Genomic DNA, 18,192 nt, shown 5'->3' on the forward strand with positions numbered 1-18,192 from the left:
CTCAGGGTTTTGCAACCCCGAAAGGTGGGGCTTTTGCCGGCAGCTTGTAGCAATTTCATTGCCGTTGCGCCACCCGGCCGCAATTTTTGAAAAAAGAGGCGGGGGCGTCGATCCGGATCATGACGAAAACCTTGGATCAGCGCCCGTTCCGCAGCGCCTTGAGGCAAAAGTCGATCATCTGGGCGCTGGACGGAACGGCGTGATCCGCGCACTCGACCAGCAGTCTGGGGTGGCAATATCTTATACAGGCGGTGTGCACCAGCCGTGCGCCCAGCTTTGGATCGAGGGGAGCGAATTCCCCCGATTTGACGCCCGACTCGATCACCAGCTCCAGACAAGCGTCGACGTTGCCGATATGCTCGGCGATGATCGGCCAGTTCTCGGTGAGGGCGGCTTCCACCATATCGTGGAGCTTGCGGTCGCTCACATATCGGGCCGCGTTCATGGCCTCGTTGGCGGTCACGAGGTCGAAAAGCCGCTGCGAGGCCGACCCAGGCCCCAGGGCTATCTCGCGCAGGGCTTCTTCCACCTCTCGCATCATCTGGCGGCCCACCGCCTGGTTGATTTCGGATTTGGCCCCGAAAAAGCGGTAGACGTTGGCGGGCGACATGCCGAGCGCGCGGGCGATGTCCGCGACGGTGGTTTTCTGGTATCCGATTTCGCGGAACAGGCGCTCCGCCGCCGCTATGATCTTGCAGCGCTGCTCGCCTTCCCGGGGCGCGGCTGTTTGACTCATTCGGCCCCCTCGACGACCCCGCGAGTCGGCGCCCAGCCGCCGGACCGGCTGCGCTCAGGGGTCTGCGCGCGAAGCGAACGCCGGAACCAGAGCGCGTAGAGCGCCGGCAGAAACAGCACCGTAAGAAACGTGGCCACCAGCAGTCCCCCCATGATCGTCAGCGCCATCGGCCCCCAGAAAGCCGAGCGGGAGAGGGGAATCATCGCGAGAATCGCGGCCGTCGCCGTCAGCGCGACGGGGCGGGCCCGCCGCACGGTGGCGCCGATGATGGCCTCGCGATAATCGGCGCCCTCTTCCAGATCCTGACGCATCTGATCGACTAATATGATCGAGTTGCGCATGTCCATCCCGGAGAGCGCGATCAACCCCAGCAATGCGACGAAGCCGAAGGGCGCGCCGGTCAGGTTGAGCGCGAGAGAAGCGCCGATGATTCCGAGCGGCGCGCTCACCATGACGAGGCCGAGCCTCGCGAAGTCCTGCAACTGAAACATCACGATGGTCAGCATCAGCATGCCGACGGCGGGGAATACGGCGGCGATCGAGGCGTTGGCCTTGGCGGATTCCTCGATCGCGCCGCCGATCTCCAGCCGGTAGCCGGAGGGCAGGCCCGCTCTTATTTCCTCGAGCTTCGGCCACAGGCGCGCGGTCACGTCCGGCGCCTGCACGCCGTCGATCACATCGGCCCGCACCGTGACGGTCATATCGCGGTTGCGCCGCCAGAAGATGGGGTCTTCGTGCTGATACTCGATCCTGGCGATCTGCGCGACCTGTATGGGTTGCCCGCCGTTCGAGTAGATCACCATATCGGCGAGCCTTCCGAGATCGCGCCGCTCGCTCGGCGCGGCGCGGGCCACCACCTCGACCCGATCGATCCCGTCGCGTATCGTGGTGACGGTCACGCCGGAAATCAGCATCTGGAGCCGCACGGAGACTTCCATCGGCGTGAGGCCGAGAAGCCTCGCGCGATCCTGGTCGATGACGAGCTTCACGCTCGGCGCCTGTTCGTTCCAGTTGAGATGAGGATCGACCACCGCCTCGTCGGCGCGGATCGTGTCCCGCACCCGATACGCGATTGCGCGCACCTCGGCCGGATCGTCGCCGATAACGCGAAACTGGACCGGGAAACCGACCGGCGGTCCGAAGTTGAAACGGTCGACCCGGGCGCGGGCGGCGCTGAGCTTGCCCGAGGCGATCGCGCCGTCCAGCTTTTTCTTCAGGCGTTCCCGCGCCGGAATGTCCCTCGCGACGATGACCAGCTCCGAGTAGGATTCGTTGGGCAGCGCGGGATTGAGACCGAGCCAGAAGCGCGGCGGCCCGCCGCCGATATAGCTCGTGTAATAAAGAGCGTCGCCGTCGTCTTTGATCAGGTCTTCGGCCTGCTTCGCCGCATCCATGGAGGCCCCGATCGAGGAGCCTTCGGGCAGTTTGAGCTGGAAAAACAGCTCCGGCCGCTCGGACAGCGGGAAAAACTGCTTTTGCACTTGAAGGAAACCGAGCGCTGCAAGCGCGAACACGCCCGCGGTGGCGGCGACCGCGAGACCGCGATGATCGACGCTCCAGGCGATCGCCTTGCGTAGCCGCAAATATAAGGGGCTCCGGTAGATTTCATCCGGGTCCCGGCGGGAGTGGTTCGTGAAGTCGGGCAGGAGTTTGACGCCGAGATAAGGGGTGAAGACGACCGCCACGAACCAGGACGCGACCAGGGCGATCGCCAGCACCGAGAACATCGAGGCGGTGTATTCGCCGGTGGAGGAATTGGCGAAAGCCACCGGCATGAAGCCCGCCGCGGTCAGCAGCGTTCCCGTCAGCATGGGAAAGGCGGTCGAGTCCCAGGCGAAGGTCGCCGCCTTCACGCGGCTGTATCCTTGTTCCATCTTCACCATCATCATCTCGACGGCGATGATGGCGTCGTCGACCAGAAGGCCGAGCGCGATGATCAATGCGCCGAGCGAGATGCGCTGGAGATCGACGCCCAGGGCGTTCATGAATATGAAGACGATGGACAGCACCAGCGGAACCGAGAGCGCCACGACGACGCCGGCGCGCGCGCCGAGCGAAAAGAAACTGACCAGAAGAACGATGATCAGCGCTTCGACGAAGGAACGGGTGAATTCCCCCACCGCCTCCTCCACCACCCGCGGCTGGTCGGCGATCTGTTCGATTTCTATGCCGAGAGGGGCGTTTGCGCGGACCTCCTCGACCGTCCGGGCGAGATTCCTGCCGAAGGCGAGGATGTTTGCGCCGCGGGCCATGACGACTCCGACCACGATGGCGGAGGCGCCCTTGTGGCGGACGACGAAGGACGGCGGATCTTCGAACCCCGGCGTGATCGTCGCTATGTCCCCGAGCCGAAGCGTCTGGCCGTTTGCGGCGACGGGAAGGGCCGCGAGCGCCTCCGCGCCTTGCAGCGACTCGGCGACCTGAACCCTGACCCGGTTGGTTCCGGTCTGGAACGCTCCGGCGTCGGACACAGCGTTTTCCTTGGCGATGGAATCGAAAATCGCCTGCGGCGCGATCGCGAGATTGGCGAGCCTCGCCTGGCTGAACTCGATGAAAACCCTGCGGTCCTGGTTGCCGTAGACGTTCACCTTGACGGCGTCGGGAGTCTGCAGAAGGCGCTGGCGCAGAACTTCGACCATCCTGTCGAGCTGATGATAGTCGGCGCCATCTCCGGTGACCGCGTAAAGCGTCGAGTCGACGTCGCCATATTCGTCGTTGACGGCGGGGCCGACGACGCCCGCGGGAAGGTCGCCCTTGATGTCGAAGAGCTTCTTGCGCAACTGGTAGAACAGCGTCGGTATCTGCGCAGGCGGAGTCGTGTCCTTGAATGTGACCTGTATCGCCAGAAAGCCAGGCTTGGCGTAGGTTTCCATCCTGTCGAGAAAGGCCAGCTCCTGGAGCTTCTTCTCCATCGGATCGGCTACCTGGTCCCGCATTTCCCTGGCGCTCGATCCCGGCCAAACCGCGGTGATGTTGACCACTTTGATCGTGAAAGAAGGATCTTCGGCGCGCCCTAATCTCGCGTAGGACATCGCGCCGCCCAACGCGATCATGATCATCAGGAACAGAACCAGCCTGGGATGTTCCACGGCCCATTTGGAGAGGTTCAAAGCCTTCATCGGCGGAGGTCCCCGGGATCAGTTCTGCACGATGACGCGGACCCGCTGGGCGGGGTCGAGCTTCTGCACGCCGAGAACGACATATTTGTCGCCCTCTTCGAGCGGCCCCGAGACGATGGCCCGGTCGGCTTCATAGCGCAGCACCGAGACCGGGATGAGGGAGAGGCCTCCTTCCGCATCGACACGCCACAACCCCGCTCCCTCCCCCTGATTGAACAGAGCGGAGAGCGGCACGCCGATCGCGGGAGTTTCGCTGCGGCCGGCGATGACCAGCGTCGCGCTCATCCCGAGGGAGATCGCCGGATCGGGATCGAGTATGGAGAAGCGCGCCGCGAAGTTGCGCGTGGCCGGGTCCGCGGAAGGGCTGAGTTCACGCAATTTGGCGCGATAAGTCTTGTCGGGACGCGACCACAGGAAAAGGCGCGCCTCGCCTTCGCCGGCGGCGTTGGCGTAGGACTCTGGCAGGGCGACCGCAGCCTCCATCTCGCCGTCACGGGCGATCCGGACGGCGGGAGCGCCTGCGGCGACCACCTGGCCCGGTTCGATCGAGGTCTGCGTCACCACCCCGTCGGCGTCGGCGCGCAAAACGGCGTAGTCGAGGCTGTTCCTGGCGAGTTCGACCGCGCGGGCCGCGCGCTGGTTGCGGCTGCGCGCCTCCTGCGCCGCCGCATGCGCCCTGTCCAGCGCCGCCTGGGCGGTCCAGCCCTGCTGTTTCAGCCTGGCGGCGCGGGTCTCGTCGGCCGTCGTCTGCATCTGCACGACATTGGACGCGGCGTATTCCGCATCCGCCTGCTCTTTTTGCAGCTTGAGGTCGGCGTCGTCGAGCGCAGCGAGGATCGCTCCCGCCTTTACCCTCTGGCCCACCTCGACGAGCCGTCTGACAACCTTTCCCGCGACCCTGAAGCCGAGGTCGGATTCGATCCGCGGGCGAATGGCGGCGGTGAACTCCCGAGCCCGGGATTGAGGCGCGAAATGAATGATCGAGACCAGCGCCGGGCGGTCGGGAGCCCGATCCGCCGCCCTGGGCTTTGAATCGCAACCGCCGAGAGCAGCGGCTGCGAGCGCCGCCGTCAGCAAGGGCGCGAAAAGCGAGAAAAGTCTTTGCATGGCGTCCGTCGCGGGGATTGACGGCTCAGTGTGGCATGACTAGTGACGAATATCAATATTTATCACTAGTCATGCGGCAGGCGCGCGAGTCGCGCTGCTGATTCGGCGTCTCGGGAATATGAACCAAAGTCCGGTATGGAAAGCGTTGGCGAGAGCAAAGCTTAAATAGTATAGACGAACATAAAAGCCGATAAAACGCCGACCCGCGCCAAACACAGACGCACCAAAAATAGCACTTATGCAGGGGTTGCCGGTCTTCTACTCGAATATCGAGACGTCGATCGCCCGACGGCTTTGGCTTTTTGCTGATTCTGCCGTTTCACTTCGTTGTTTTGACAGCCAAAAGCGAGGGAATGGCCCAAATTCCGGCGGCGCGCTTGCCGCCATCGGCGCATCATTTTATATGCGCCGAGAATGCCGGATACGCCCTTGCGTCGGAGCGGCTCAGATACAATCTCATGACCGAAGGGATAGGGCGCGAGACGGGCTTTGGAAGAGCCGTCGACAGCCCGATTTCCGTGGACCGCTTCGGGGTCCGATGAATTTGCACTTGGAAGGACCAACAAAATGGCGAAGATTATTGGCATCGACCTCGGCACGACCAACTCCTGCGTGGCCGTCATGGAAGGGTCGAGCCCCAAGGTCATAGAAAACGCGGAAGGGGCGCGCACGACTCCTTCGATAGTGGCCTTCTCCGACGATGGCGAGCGTCTGGTCGGGCAGCCCGCGAAACGGCAGGCCGTGACCAATCCCGAGAAGACTTTCTTCGCCATCAAGCGCCTGATCGGCCGCACCTTCGAAGACCCGATGACCAAGAAGGACATCGGTCTGGTACCCTATCATATCGTCAAGGGCGGCAATGGCGACGCCTGGGTCGAGGCGGCCGGAAAGCAGTATTCGCCTTCGCAAATCTCGGCTTTTATTCTCCAGAAGATGAAGGAAACCGCCGAAGCGCATCTCGGCGGCCCGGTCACTCAGGCGGTGATCACGGTTCCGGCCTATTTCAACGACGCCCAGCGCCAGGCCACCAAGGACGCCGGCAAGATCGCGGGCCTCGAAGTGCTCCGCATCATCAACGAGCCGACGGCGGCGGCGCTGGCCTATGGCCTCGACAAGAAGCAGAGCGGCACGATCGCGGTCTATGACCTCGGCGGCGGCACTTTCGACGTGTCGATCCTGGAGATCGGCGACGGCGTGTTCGAAGTGAAGTCGACCAACGGCGACACTTTCCTCGGCGGCGAGGACTTCGACAACCGCGTCGTCGAATATCTGGCTTCCGAATTCAAGAAAGAGCAGGGCATCGACCTCACCAAGGACAAGCTCGCGCTGCAGCGCCTCAAGGAAGCGGCCGAAAAGGCCAAGATCGAGCTGTCTTCCGCGACCCAGACCGAGATCAACCTGCCCTATATCACGGCGGATGCGACGGGACCGAAGCATCTGACCCTCAAGCTGACGCGCGCGAAGTTCGAAGCGCTGGTCGACGACCTCATTCAGCGCACCATCGAGCCCTGCCGCAAGGCGCTCAAGGACGCGGGACTGTCCGCGGGCGAAGTCGGCGAGGTGGTTCTGGTCGGCGGCATGACCCGCATGCCCAAGGTGCAGGAGATCGTCAAGCAGTTCTTCGGCAAGGAGCCCCATAAGGGCGTCAACCCGGACGAGGTGGTCGCCATCGGCGCTGCGGTCCAGGCCGGCGTGCTCCAGGGCGACGTCAAGGACGTGCTGCTGCTGGACGTCACCCCGCTGTCGCTCGGCATCGAGACCCTCGGCGGCGTGTTCACTCGCCTGATCGATCGGAACACCACCATTCCGACCAAGAAGAGCCAGGTCTTCTCGACCGCGGAGGACAACCAGACCGCCGTCACCATCAATGTGTTCCAGGGCGAGCGCGAGATGGCGGCCGACAACAAGAGCCTCGGCCGCTTCGATCTCACCGGCATTCCCCCGGCCCCGCGCGGCATGCCGCAGATCGAGGTGACTTTCGACATCGACGCCAACGGCATCGTCAACGTCACCGCCAAGGATAAGGCGACCAACAAGGAGCAGCAGATCCGCATCCAGGCTTCGGGCGGCCTCTCCGACGCCGACATCGACCGCATGGTGCGGGACGCCGAGGCCCATGCGGCCGAGGACAAGGCCCGTCGCGAGCTGGTCGACGCCAAGAACCACGGCGAGGCCTCCGTCCATACGGCGGAGAAGTCCCTGACCGAGTTCGGCGACAAGGTCTCCGGCGCGGACAAGAGCGCGATCGAGGCCGCCATCGCGGCCCTCAAGACCGCGCTCGAGGGCGACAACGTCGAGGACATCAAAGCCAGGACCAACGAGCTGGCGCAGGCCTCCATGAAGCTCGGCGAGGCCATGTACAAGGCCCAGCAGGCCGAGGGCGCGGCCCCCGGCGGAGCGCATGGCGCCGACGCCAAGGACGACGTGATCGACGCGGACTTCAAGGAAGTCGGCGGCGACGACCATAAGAAGTAATACGCAAGAGCCCCCTCTCCCCGCATGCGGGGAGAGGGTTAGGGCGAGAGGCGAGGTTTTTGCTTTTGTTTTTTGAAAAAGGGATTTCACATGTCGAACTATCCGAGGAAGCCAGGAACACCCCTTGAAATAGCGTTCCAGCAAGGGCTGGACGACCGAGATTTTGGGCGTGGTCCGCCTATCGAGCCGGATCCCGAGACAGCCGAAGACTGCGACGACTGGGCGATTTTTGATGCAAGGCGGGAGGCTTACGACTCGCGCTCCGACTACGACGAGGACGGCGAATTTACGGGCAATGATTAGCCGAAGCGCAAAAAGCCCGCTAAAATCGGCCTCGTTTTTCTCTCTCGACCGGGCTGGGGCGTGCACACATCCCGAAAATCGCCAGCCCCGTCATCGCCGGGCTTGTCCCGGCCATCCACGCCAGATGGCGGCGAAATCTTCGTAAGCGCCTCCAACCGCGTATTTTTGTGCGTTGGCTTCGCAGAGCGCCAATGCCTGACAGGGGACGAGACAATCGCTACAACTGCGGAATGACGCGCAGCTTTGCAAGAAACACCAATGTCCCGGCGTGGATGGCCGGGACAAGCCCGGCCATGACGGCCCTAAGGGAATGTGACTCCCTTAGCACAGCACATAGAGACAGGCGATGAGACCGTCTTTCGCTCTTGAAAAGAATCGTGAAGCCATCCGCGCGGCTGTGGGCCGTTCGCGCGCGGAGAATCCGCGCGTCTTCGGCTCGGTGCTGCGCGGCGAGGACAAAGAGGGGAGCGACATCGACATTCTGGTCGACGCGCTGCCGGGGGCCACTCTGTTCGACCTCGGCGGGTTGCAAATGGATTTGCAGGAGATATTGGGGGCTCCAGTCGATCTTGTGACGCCCGCGGAACTGCCGAAACGCATTCGTGCGAAAATCATCGCCGAGGCGGCGCCCATATGAAGGAGCGGGATGTTTTTGTGCTCCCGGATCAAATGTTCGAGGCGGGTCAGCGGGCGACTTCTTTCGTGGATGGCATGGAAGAAGACGAATTTCTTGTGGATCCTCGGACCCAGCAGGCGGTCGCCATGAGCCTGACCATCATCGGCGAGGCGGCGACGCGTTTAGCCCGCGATCATGCGGCGTTTGTCGCAGGGCGCCCCGACATGCCCTTGCGCTCCATGATCGCGATGCGAAATCGCATCGCTCACGGGTATATTGAACTCGACTTTCACGTAATTTGGCAAACAGCGCTTACAGACTTGCCGGAATTGCTGTATCGCCTTGAGGACATATATCAGGCGGCGGGCGAGCAGATCGGCGGCGCGCCGCAAAAACCAAACCAAGACTGACATGGCCAAACGCGACTACTACGAGGTTTTGGGCGTCTCCCGGACGGCTACCGAAGTCGAAATGAAAATCGCCTTCCGCAAGTCGGCGATGGAGTGCCACCCCGACCGCAATCCCGGCGACAAGGAGGCCGAAGCCCGCTTCAAGGAGCTGAACGAGGCCTATCAGGCGCTCTCGGACGCCCAGAAGCGCGCCGCCTATGATCGCTTCGGCCACGGCGCCTTCGAGCAGGGCGGCGGGCCCGGCGGGTTTGGCGGCGACGGCTTCTCCGCCTCGATGGCTGACATTTTCGAGGATCTGTTCGGCGACGTTATGGGCCGCCGGGGAGGGCGCTCCGGCTCCGGAGGCCGGGAGCGCGGCTCCGACCTGCGCTATAATATGGAGATCACGCTCGAGGAAGCCTACACCGGCAAAACGGCGACGCTCAAGGTTCCGACTTCCGTCACCTGTGACGCCTGCGGTGGGGCAGGAGCCAAAAAAGGCTCCAAACCCAAGACCTGCTCCACCTGCGCCGGCTATGGAAGAGTGCGGGCGCAGCAGGGTTTCTTCGCTATCGAGCGCACCTGTCCCAGCTGCCAGGGCCGCGGCGAAATCATCGACAACCCGTGTCCCTCATGCGCGGGATCCGGCCGCAAGTCGCTGGAGCGCACGCTTTCGGTGAATGTCCCGGCCGGCGTCGAGGACGGCACCCGCATCAGATTGGCGGGAGAAGGCGAGGCGGGGCTGCGCGGCGGCCCGCCGGGCGACCTTTATATTTTTCTCTCGGTGAAGCCGCACGCTTTCTTCCAGCGCGACGGCGCGGATCTCTATTGCCGCGTCCCGATCTCTATGGTGCGCGCCGCCATCGGCGGCGAAATAACGGTGCACGCCATCGACGGGGCCGAATGCAAGCTCAAGATTCCCGAGGGCACGCAGTCGGGACGCCAGCTCAAGATCAAGGCCAAGGGGATGCCGGTGCTGCGCGGGCGCGAGCAGGGCGACCTCCATGTCCAGATCAGCGTCGAAACTCCGCAGAACCTCACCAAGCGCCAGCGCGAATTGCTGCAGGAATTCGAGGACGAATCCTCCAACCACACCCATCCGGAGGCCGCCGGCTTCTTTTCCAGGATGAAGGAGCTGTTCGGAAAGTAAGTTCCGATGGAGCTACAGCGCATTCCGCAAAAGTTGACAGAGTTTTGCGATAAGAATGCGCTCCAACTCCTAGCCTGGCGCGATTTCTTATCGCTCGAGCGTTTCCGTTCGAGCGGAAAACGCGCCAGGGGGATTACCAAACTCGACGCGGGAGGTTAGGAAGTAGCGGGGGGCTTCGCGCCGCGGGGCCGCCGCCGAGGCCGTCTCTCTTCTTGACGGGAGAGTCCTGGCGACCAGACATTGCGAACTTGAAGGCGACTATCCGTGCCGCACCTCCAAGAGTCCAAAAAACACAGTCTTTCAGACAGTGCGCGTTTTTTTCGACAGATGATCGAGAAGCCCCATATCGTCGGCGCGGTCTCGCCTTCGGGTCGGAATTTGGCGAAAGTAATGGCGAGCTACGTCGATCTTTCCCGCCCCGGGCCGATCGTCGAGCTCGGGCCGGGCACGGGGCCCGTGACGAAGGCGCTGCTTTCCCGCGGCATTCCGCTGGATCGGCTGGTCCTGGTCGAATATGAGACCAAGTTCTGCCATTTGCTCGCCGAGCGCTTCCCGGGCGCCAAGATCGTGCAGGGCGACGCCTATGATCTCAAAAAGACCCTCGAAGGCCACCTGAACGGCCAGGTTTCTACGGTCGTCTCGAGCCTGCCTCTGCTGATCCGGCCGGAGCACGACCGCATCGAGCTGCTGCATCAGGCTTTCGAGCTGATGGGGCCGGAGGGCCTGTACATCCAGTTCACCTACGGGCTGACGATTTCTCCGATGCCGATACATTCCCATGGCCTCAGCGGCGCTTATGTGGGCAAGGGATCGGCGCCCGTCCTGCTCAATTTCCCCCCCGCGCGGGTATGGCGCTATCGCCGCGCCGGCCACGCCGCCGGCTTCTCCAAGTGAGCGACCCCGGCGATAATCTGCGCGCGGCGGATCGCCTGATCGCCGCGCTGGACGTCGATAATGTGGCGACTGCGCGCGAGCTGATCGGCCGTCTCGGAGATGCAGTCTCCTTTTACAAAATCGGCATGGAGCTCGCGTACGGCGGCGGGCTCGATCTCGCCGGGGAGCTGAAAGACTCCGGAAAGCGGGTTTTTCTCGATCTCAAACTGCATGATATCGGCGCCACCGTAGAACGTGCGACCAGGCAGATCGCGCGTCTCGGCGCCGATTTTCTCACCGTGCACGGCTTTCCGCAAAGCATGAGGGCGGCGCGGGTCGGCGCGGGGGACAGCGGCTTGCGGCTTCTCGCAGTCACCGTCCTCACCTCTTACGACGAAACCGACCTCGCCGAGGCCGGCTATGCGCTCGGGGTGACGGAGCTCGTGACGCGGAGGGCGGCGCAGGCGCGCGAGGCCGGCATGGACGGGCTCATTCTTTCGCCCCTGGAGCTGCCGATGATCCGGGCGCTCTTAGGGCCCGGGATGTTGCTCGTCTCTCCGGGGGTGCGTCCCTCGGGTTCCGAGGTCGGCGATCAGAAACGGGTGATGACGCCCGGCCAGGCGATCATAGCCGGCGCCGATTTCCTCGTGGTCGGACGGCCGATCACCCGGGCTCCCGACCCCAGGGCGGCGGCTCTCGCCATCGCTCAGGAAATCGAGCTTGCCCGGGAGCTTTGCAGGAAGCCGTAGCTTCTCAGCGCGGCTTCCAGCTGAAGCGGATCTTCGAAGCGCACGGAGGCGATCCCGAGTTCCTGCGCGGCGACGACATTGGCGGGCCTGTCGTCTATGAACAGACATTCCTCGGCCCGGAGCCCGAACCGCTGCAGCAGGAGCCTGTAAATGGCGGGGTCGGGTTTTATCAGCCCTTCTTCACCGGAGACGACGAGGCCGGTAAAACGGGAAAAAAAGCCGTAGCGCGGTCGCGTTTCCCGGTATTTTTCGGCGGAGAAATTGGTCAGCGCGTAGATTGGCGCGCCGGCGTCGTGCAGCTCCTCGAGGAGGCGCACCGAGCCCTCTATCGCTCCCTTCAATGTTTCCTGCCACCTCGTGTCGAAGGCTTCTATCTGGCCGGCGAATTGCGGAAAGAGCCTGCTGCGCTCCGCGACGCCCTCGGCGAAGGGCATTCCGCGGTCCAGTTCCCGAATCCAGTCGTCGGCGCAGACGTTGGCGAGGAACCAGTCGAGCTGGGCCTCGTCGTGGAAGATCTTCGAATAGAGATAGCGCGGACTCCAATCGAGCAGCACATTGCCGAGGTCGAAGATGATCTTGGTGGTGTTTTTCCCGCTCATGCCGTTTCCCGGATCGTGGAATTGCGCGCCGGCCCGTTCCGCGCTTAAAGAATGGACCCGCAGCGGAGCGCCCGACTTATGCGTATAGCCAGCTGGAACGTCAATTCTGTGCGGCAGCGGCTGCCGCATTTGCTCGCTTATCTGAAGGACGCCGCGCCGGATGTGCTGTGTCTCCAGGAACTCAAATGCGAGAACGGCGCCTTTCCCCGCCAGGAGGTAGAGGACGCCGGTTACAATGTGGCGATCCTCGGCCAGAAGACCTTCAACGGCGTCGCTCTCCTGTCCAAAGCGCCTCTGGAAGATATTCGGACCGGCTTGCCCGGCTTCGAGGACGTCCAATCCCGCTACATCGAGGCCGCGGTCGCCGACAGCGCCGGCGGGCTATATCGGATCGCTTCGATCTATCTCCCCAACGGCAATCCCGTGGGCAGCGATAAATATCCCTATAAGCTCGCCTTCATGTCGGCGCTCGCCGCGCACGCCGCAGAGCTGCTGGCCGCCGAGGAGCGGGTCGTGCTCGCGGGGGATTACAATGTGATTCCGGCCGCCGCCGACGTCTATGATCCCGAGGGCTGGAAGGGCGACGCGCTCTTCCTGCCGCAGACTCGCGCCAAATTCCGCACCCTTCTCAATCTGGGCTACGTGGATGCGCTGCGGGCCGTCACCGATGCGCGGCAGCAATATACTTTCTGGGATTATCAGGCGGGCGCCTGGCAGAAGAACTGCGGCTTGCGCATCGATCATCTGTTGCTCTCGCCGCAGGCCGCCGACCGTCTCGGGAGCGTCGCGATCGACAAGTCGCTCAGGGCCGGCGACAAGCCCTCCGACCATACGCCGATCCGCGCGGATTTCGCCTAGAGTTTTTTCATGTTCGATGGAGACATGAAAACACTCAAGGTTTTTGTTTTAACGCGTTTCGTGCGCCCGACCGGTGCCCATTTCGGCTGGAAACGCCTAGTAGGGCGTCACTCGCGCGGGAGCGGCGCCAGCAGCGCGCGCAATGGGTGGTCCGGCCAGCAGGGCTTTGCGGTGACGGTCAACGCTGCGTCGGTCGTCGCCCGCAGGAAATTTGCGGGCGCCGTTTCCACTCTCGCGAGGTAGTTCGTCGGGGCGCCCCCTCCGGAGTCCAGCTGATGCGAGGCTGTGAGAAAATTGCATGAACTGATCGCGAAGGCCGGATGCACGAGCGCGCGCTTGAGCTCCAATACGGGCGTAAAGAGGCCGAGGGATACGATCCAGAAAACCGCCTTTTCCTGCCATATCCGATCAGGCGGCCCCCTGAGCGCGACATCGGAGAAGGCGAAGGCGAGAATGAAGAGCGGGGCGATCGATCCGCGCATGACGAGATCGTTGTAGGGGCCAAAGCTGAATAAGGGGAGGACGAGCAAAATAGCGATGGACGCCGCCAGCAGCCCCTTTACGGAAGAGCGGACCTGGCCCCAAAGCCATATGAGAAGAAAAGCTTGGGGGATCTCGACGCAGATGAAAACCAGATACAGGCCGGCGCCGATGGGCAAAAGGCCGTGCGGGACAGCTGCGGCCTCGATGGTCAAGTAGATCGCCACGGGAAGAAACGCCGCCCCGGCGCCTATGCCGAGCCAGAGGCGCGTCGATGAAAAAAGCCGCGAACCTGTCCGCCACGCCAGATAAGGCAGGTAAACGAGGCCCGGCAGTATCGCGAGCGGAGACCAGATCATTGCGGCTGCGAAGCACACGCCCAATACAGCGAGATCGACCTCCCCTTGGACCGCCAGCAGACAGAGCGCGCCGAAAAACCAGCCGGGGAGAGCGTGGTTGGGCACCCAAAACAATTGGGCGAGGTGGCTGGTATATTGGATTTGCCCGTTCCACAGCTCGAAATCGTCCGGCAGTCCTCCAGAGTGCGGGTGAAGAAAAAACGTGGTCAGATTCGGAACTACGTCGGCTCCGCTGAAAACGACCATGAGGAGCACGAGCTTCCAGCCGCCTGCGAGCGAACCGACGATGTAAAGGGTGATCGCGCAGAGCAGGGCGTTTTGCGCCAGCAGCGCGCCATGGGACGCCTGGAGCCCCAGGAATTTCCCCACGGTCGCCGGGAGCAGATACATGCCGATGGGCGCCCGCAGGAAATATTCGACCCCTTGATATTGATAATGCACCGGCGCTTCGCGATGGGTCAGATCGCCGAGCACCGCATCTCGTATCAGCCAATCGAGATTGGCGTAGAGAAAATGGGTTTCGCCGCCGAGCAGAGCCAGCGCGACGCCAAGGGCGGCGCAGAAAGCCCATAGGCGCCCGTCGATGGGGGCATTGAAAAAGGTCGATTCGGCGCCTGGCCCCTGCCGCCAGACGAGGGCGGCCGAGACGAGCGCCCCGCAAATCAGGGAGAGCGCCGGAGCCCATTGCAGGCTGAAAGCGAAAACCAGATTGGACCCGAGAAAAACGAACGCGGCGAGAACGACGAGCCAGCGGTTCGGGGGAAGCGACGAGGGCAGGCGATTCGCGATGAAGGCGGCGATCAGACCCGAGCGTTTTGCGACGACCTGAAGCAAAATATTTTCTTTCGTTTAAACGGGTCGCACCGGCCTCGTTATATGAACGACGGCGCGTCCGCTCCCTTCGGCGATGACGCAACTTTAGATCGCTTGCTATAGAATTTCCGTAAACGAACCGGGGGGGGGTAGGCCTGCAGGGGAATCGCATTTGACGAAATGAGGTAGCGCCGGGCTGTTGAATGGATTCTGTCATTGGTTCCGATTCGCGAGGAGCCGATGAGCCTGTTGATCACGATCTTGCGGGATGTTCCCGATCCGCGCAGCGGCAACGCCACGCGGCACGAGTTGCTGGATATTCTGATGATCGCGCTGACGGCGTCGATCTGCGGCTGCGAGGGCTGCGTCGAATTTGCCGACTTTGCCGAGGACCGGGAAGAGCTGTTTCGTGAAGTCCTGAGCCTCGAGAACGGCTTGCCGAGCCACGACACGTTTTCGCGTCTGTTCCGGCAGATCGACCCGGAGGCGCTGGCGGCCTGTTTCGGGCGCTTTCTGGAGGCGCTGGGCGAGGATGGCGCGGGCGTCGTCGCCATCGACGGCAAGACGCTGCGCCGCTCCTTCGACAAGGCCAAAGGCGCCTCGGCGCTGCATGTGGTGACGGCCTTCGCCGCCGATGCGAAGCTGGTCATCGGCCAGAAGGCGGTGGAGGACGGCGGCAACGAGATCACTGCGGCCCGGGCGCTCATCGATCTGCTCGACCTGACCGGCGCGCTGGTGACCGCCGACGCCATCCACTGCAACGCTCCGACGGCGCAGAAGGTGCTCGACCGCGGCGGCGACTGGCTGTTCGCCCTGAAGGCCAACCGCCCGGCGACACTGAAAGATGTGGAGACGTTTCTGGCCGACCCCGAAGCTTGCATCGCCGGGACATTCGAGACGACGGACGCCGATCATGGCCGGGTGGAGACGCGTCGCCACGCGGTCGTTCACGATGTCGGCTGGCTGTTTCCAAAGGGCGACAAGGATCGCCCGGCGATGCCGCAGCTTTCGACCATCGGGCGGATCGAGACAGAGGTCGAGCGCGACGGCAGGATCACGCGGTCCTGCCGCTACTATCTTTCTTCCGCAAAGCTGTCCGCCGAAGCCTTCGCCAAGGCGGTTCGCGCCCACTGGAGCATCGAGAACGGCGTCCACTGGGTGCTGGACGTGACCTTCGACGAGGACAGGGCCCGCAACCGCAAGGATCACGGCGCCGAAAATCTCGCGACCATCCGAAAGCTCGCCCTCAACGTCCTCAAGCGAGCAAGGCCGGAAATCTCCATCCGACGGAAGCGCAAGCGCTCCGGATGGTCCGACGCCTTCGCCAGATCCGTCCTCGGTCAAATGCGATAGCCCTGGGTAGGCCTGGATGCGCCCTTGATTTTTGGCTCCATCCCTGCTTATTAGCCCCGTTCCAAACCGCCCGGCCAGTGATGGGCTGCCGGGGCGGTTTTTTTCGCTCATGCGAACGCGGTTCCGCGGCTCTGACGCGGAGGGACCCGCGCAAATACCAAAGGGCGAAGGCCCAGGAGAGCAAAATGCCCAAGTTGAAGACCAAATCCGGCGCGAAGAAGCGCTTCAAGATCACCGGGACAGGCAAGGTGGTCTACGCCCAAAAGGGCAAGCGCCATGGCATGATCAAGCGCACGAACAAGCAGATCAGAAATCTGCGGGGAACCTCGATCCTGTTCAAGACCGACGGCGACAACATCAAGAAATACTTCCTGCCGAACGGTTGATCCCCTCGCTCGAGCGCAAGCTCAAAACAGATTTCTGAAGGAGTTTCGTCATGGCTCGCGTCAAACGGGGCGTTACGTCCCACGCCAAGCACAAAAAGACCCTCAAGGCCGCCAAGGGCTTCTACGGCCGCCGCAAGAACACCATTCGCGCCGCCAAGGCCGCCGTCGATCGCTCGATGCAATATGCGACGCGCGACCGGAAGGCCAAGAAGCGCACGATCCGCTCGCTGTGGATCCAGCGCCTGAACGGCGCCGTTCGTGAGTTCGGCCTCACCTACAGCCGCTTCATCGATGGCCTGAACAAGGCCGGCGTTACGCTGGACCGCAAGGTGCTCTCGGACCTCGCGATCAACCAGCCGGAAGCTTTCGCGGCTATCGTCGCCCAGGCCAAGGCTGCGCTTCCCGCGGCCTGATCGGGCGAGAGGTCGCAATATCGCGCCGGACCAAAGAGTTCAGGCGCGGTCTCGCGGCAAAAGCTTCTGGAGTCTTTTCATGTTCCATGGAGACATGAAAAGACTCTAGGTTTTTGTTTTGACGCGTTTCCCACGCCGAACCTGCGTCCACTGCGGCTGGAAACGCCCTAGATTTGCCCCAACAAAAAACCCGCTGCGGAAGCAGCGGGTTTTTTGTTGGCCCTTTTTCGGGACGCTCACTTTCACGGATTGGACAGGTGAGCCTGCGCATCGGGGCGCAGATCCCTGTCCGTCGCCATGCGCCAGGCTTCGGCGGCGAGGAGCTGGAAGCACTGCGCATAGCGAGCGCCGAGGCGTCGCGGATCGCTCGCCAGCCGCCACAGCCACTCCAGTTTCAGGAGCTGCACGCCGCGCGGAGCGCGGACCATATGGCCGGAGATGAAATCCAGCGCCGCGCCCACGCAAATGAAGCCGACTTCCGGGCAATGGCGGCGAAGGGCGTCGGCGAGCAGCTCCTGCTTGGGAGCGCCGAGCGACAGGAAGCAAAAGCGGGCGCCCGACTCCTTGATCGATGTCGCGAGGGCCGCGGCGGCTTCTTCGATCGCGTCGATGCGCACATGCGGCGTATCGGCGCCGGCGATTCTCAAGCCAGGGTAACGACGGGTCAGGATATCGAGCGCCTTGCGCTGGGAGGCATAGCTCGGACCGACGAAGAAGACCGGCAGGGCTTCCCGCGCCGCGCGCGCGCAGAGCGGCTCGACCAGATCGGCGCCGGTCGTGCGCTTCACCTCTCCTCCCTTTTGCCGAAGCATCCAAACGATCGGCCACCCGTCGGCGGTGACGAAATCGGCCCGCTTATAAGCCGAAAGAAATCCACGGTCCCGCTTCAGCTTCACGAGATGGTCGAGGTTGACGGTGAAGAGCGTGAATCCGCTTTTCGCCCTCGCGCGGCTCATCATGGCGTCCAGCGCCGACCCCATATTCGGCAGGTTGACGGAGATATCGGAGGCCACGACGAGGTTTTCGACGGCCGAGGACTGAAGCGCAAACATGAGATTCTACCCACACCGCTGATTGTTCTTTGCTCGGCGACGCCTGTTTTCTTTTGGAGCGTCGACCGGCTTCTGGCGGTAAGGGAGCAAGCGAAACACCACGGCCCGCCGGCATGAGCGCCGGGCTGCGGACTGGGACAAATTTTAACGATAATTTAAGCCAAAAGGTGTTTGACAGAGAGGACGCGGCGCTGGCTAAAGCGCCGTCAAATATGGCGTTTACCCCATTTTAAGGAATGCGGTCCGTTGCAGGGGCTTTTTCGCTCCAAGGGGCCGCGCGGGCTCCAGGATGAGGAGCGAGAGGAGCCTGCGACTCCCGATCTGGCACGGTTCGCGAGGTCGGATGTCCCAACCCGGGACGC

Annotated in this window: 17 protein-coding genes; 11 read left to right on the forward strand and 6 right to left on the reverse strand. The window is 63.0% G+C overall.

From position 1 onward, the window contains the following. Positions 1 to 136 precede the first annotated feature (136 nt). The 3 genes from H2LOC_RS20365 to H2LOC_RS20375 are packed head-to-tail and all read right to left on the reverse strand — an operon-like array spanning position 137 to position 4,962. Positions 137 to 736, reverse strand: a complete 600-nt coding sequence (locus H2LOC_RS20365) for a TetR/AcrR family transcriptional regulator (RefSeq protein WP_136494490.1) — start codon at positions 734 to 736, stop codon at positions 137 to 139. Beyond that, positions 733 to 3,855, reverse strand: coding sequence for an efflux RND transporter permease subunit (locus H2LOC_RS20370; RefSeq protein WP_136494491.1), 3,123 nt, complete (start codon positions 3,853 to 3,855; stop codon positions 733 to 735). The genes H2LOC_RS20365 and H2LOC_RS20370 overlap by 4 nt, the downstream gene beginning before the upstream one ends. A gap of 18 nt (positions 3,856 to 3,873) precedes the next feature. After that, positions 3,874 to 4,962: an efflux RND transporter periplasmic adaptor subunit gene (locus H2LOC_RS20375; RefSeq protein WP_154331739.1), complete on the reverse strand. Its 1,089-nt coding sequence runs from the start codon at positions 4,960 to 4,962 to the stop codon at positions 3,874 to 3,876. A 567-nt stretch (positions 4,963 to 5,529) separates the two neighbouring features. Between H2LOC_RS20375 and dnaK the strand changes: the two genes are divergently transcribed. The 7 genes from dnaK (at position 5,530) to pyrF (ending at position 11,517) form a co-directional block, all read left to right on the forward strand. Beyond that, complete coding sequence (gene dnaK / locus H2LOC_RS20380) at positions 5,530 to 7,437, forward strand: molecular chaperone DnaK (RefSeq protein ID WP_154331740.1); 1,908 nt, start codon at positions 5,530 to 5,532, stop codon at positions 7,435 to 7,437. A 90-nt stretch (positions 7,438 to 7,527) separates the two neighbouring features. Further along, positions 7,528 to 7,740, forward strand: a complete 213-nt coding sequence (locus H2LOC_RS20385; RefSeq protein ID WP_136494492.1) for a hypothetical protein — start codon at positions 7,528 to 7,530, stop codon at positions 7,738 to 7,740. A 346-nt stretch (positions 7,741 to 8,086) separates the two neighbouring features. Continuing rightward, positions 8,087 to 8,377, forward strand: a complete 291-nt coding sequence (locus tag H2LOC_RS20390) for a nucleotidyltransferase family protein (protein WP_136494493.1) — start codon at positions 8,087 to 8,089, stop codon at positions 8,375 to 8,377. After that, positions 8,374 to 8,766, forward strand: a complete 393-nt coding sequence (locus tag H2LOC_RS20395; RefSeq protein WP_136494494.1) for a HepT-like ribonuclease domain-containing protein — start codon at positions 8,374 to 8,376, stop codon at positions 8,764 to 8,766. Before H2LOC_RS20390 ends, H2LOC_RS20395 begins: the two co-directional genes overlap by 4 nt. 1 nt (position 8,767) lies before the next feature. Further along, positions 8,768 to 9,895, forward strand: coding sequence for a molecular chaperone DnaJ (dnaJ, locus tag H2LOC_RS20400; RefSeq protein WP_136494495.1), 1,128 nt, complete (start codon positions 8,768 to 8,770; stop codon positions 9,893 to 9,895). Positions 9,896 to 10,285: 390 nt separating this feature from the next. Continuing rightward, positions 10,286 to 10,789: a class I SAM-dependent methyltransferase gene (locus tag H2LOC_RS20405; protein WP_343040046.1), complete on the forward strand. Its 504-nt coding sequence runs from the start codon at positions 10,286 to 10,288 to the stop codon at positions 10,787 to 10,789. Positions 10,790 to 10,806: 17 nt separating this feature from the next. Next, positions 10,807 to 11,517: an orotidine-5'-phosphate decarboxylase gene (gene pyrF, locus H2LOC_RS20410; protein WP_246207222.1), complete on the forward strand. Its 711-nt coding sequence runs from the start codon at positions 10,807 to 10,809 to the stop codon at positions 11,515 to 11,517. On the opposite strand, the gene H2LOC_RS20415 is transcribed toward pyrF, so the two are convergent. Further along, the gene (locus H2LOC_RS20415) at positions 11,475 to 12,116 is read right to left on the reverse strand and encodes an HAD family hydrolase (RefSeq protein ID WP_136494497.1); all 642 of its coding nucleotides are present in this window, start codon (positions 12,114 to 12,116) and stop codon (positions 11,475 to 11,477) included. The genes pyrF and H2LOC_RS20415 overlap by 43 nt on opposite strands. Before the next feature lie 78 nt (positions 12,117 to 12,194). On the opposite strand from H2LOC_RS20415, the gene xth reads away from it, so the two are divergent. Next, the gene (gene xth / locus H2LOC_RS20420) at positions 12,195 to 12,974 is read left to right on the forward strand and encodes an exodeoxyribonuclease III (RefSeq protein ID WP_136494498.1); all 780 of its coding nucleotides are present in this window, start codon (positions 12,195 to 12,197) and stop codon (positions 12,972 to 12,974) included. 107 nt (positions 12,975 to 13,081) lie between these two features. On the opposite strand, the gene H2LOC_RS20425 is transcribed toward xth, so the two are convergent. After that, on the reverse strand, positions 13,082 to 14,647 hold the full coding sequence (locus H2LOC_RS20425) for a hypothetical protein (RefSeq protein WP_136494499.1): 1,566 nt from the start codon (positions 14,645 to 14,647) through the stop codon (positions 13,082 to 13,084). 219 nt (positions 14,648 to 14,866) lie between these two features. Between H2LOC_RS20425 and H2LOC_RS20430 the strand changes: the two genes are divergently transcribed. From H2LOC_RS20430 to rplT, 3 genes are all read left to right on the forward strand, one after another. After that, a complete protein-coding gene (locus H2LOC_RS20430; protein ID WP_136494500.1) occupies positions 14,867 to 15,979 on the forward strand; it encodes an ISAs1 family transposase in 1,113 nt (370 codons plus the stop codon). A 185-nt stretch (positions 15,980 to 16,164) separates the two neighbouring features. Beyond that, positions 16,165 to 16,365 (forward strand): 50S ribosomal protein L35, encoded by a 201-nt coding sequence (gene rpmI / locus H2LOC_RS20435; RefSeq protein ID WP_085771164.1) that lies wholly within the window; start codon positions 16,165 to 16,167, stop codon positions 16,363 to 16,365. 50 nt (positions 16,366 to 16,415) lie between these two features. Then, positions 16,416 to 16,778: a 50S ribosomal protein L20 gene (gene rplT, locus H2LOC_RS20440; protein WP_136494501.1), complete on the forward strand. Its 363-nt coding sequence runs from the start codon at positions 16,416 to 16,418 to the stop codon at positions 16,776 to 16,778. 242 nt (positions 16,779 to 17,020) lie between these two features. On the opposite strand, the gene H2LOC_RS20445 is transcribed toward rplT, so the two are convergent. Continuing rightward, positions 17,021 to 17,830 carry a WecB/TagA/CpsF family glycosyltransferase gene (locus H2LOC_RS20445; RefSeq protein ID WP_136494502.1) on the reverse strand — a complete coding sequence of 270 codons (810 nt, stop codon included), beginning with the start codon at positions 17,828 to 17,830 and terminating at the stop codon, positions 17,021 to 17,023. Positions 17,831 to 18,192 lie beyond the last annotated feature (362 nt).

The organism is Methylocystis heyeri, assembly GCF_004802635.2.
Taxonomy (GTDB): Bacteria; Pseudomonadota; Alphaproteobacteria; order Rhizobiales; family Beijerinckiaceae; genus Methylocystis; species Methylocystis heyeri.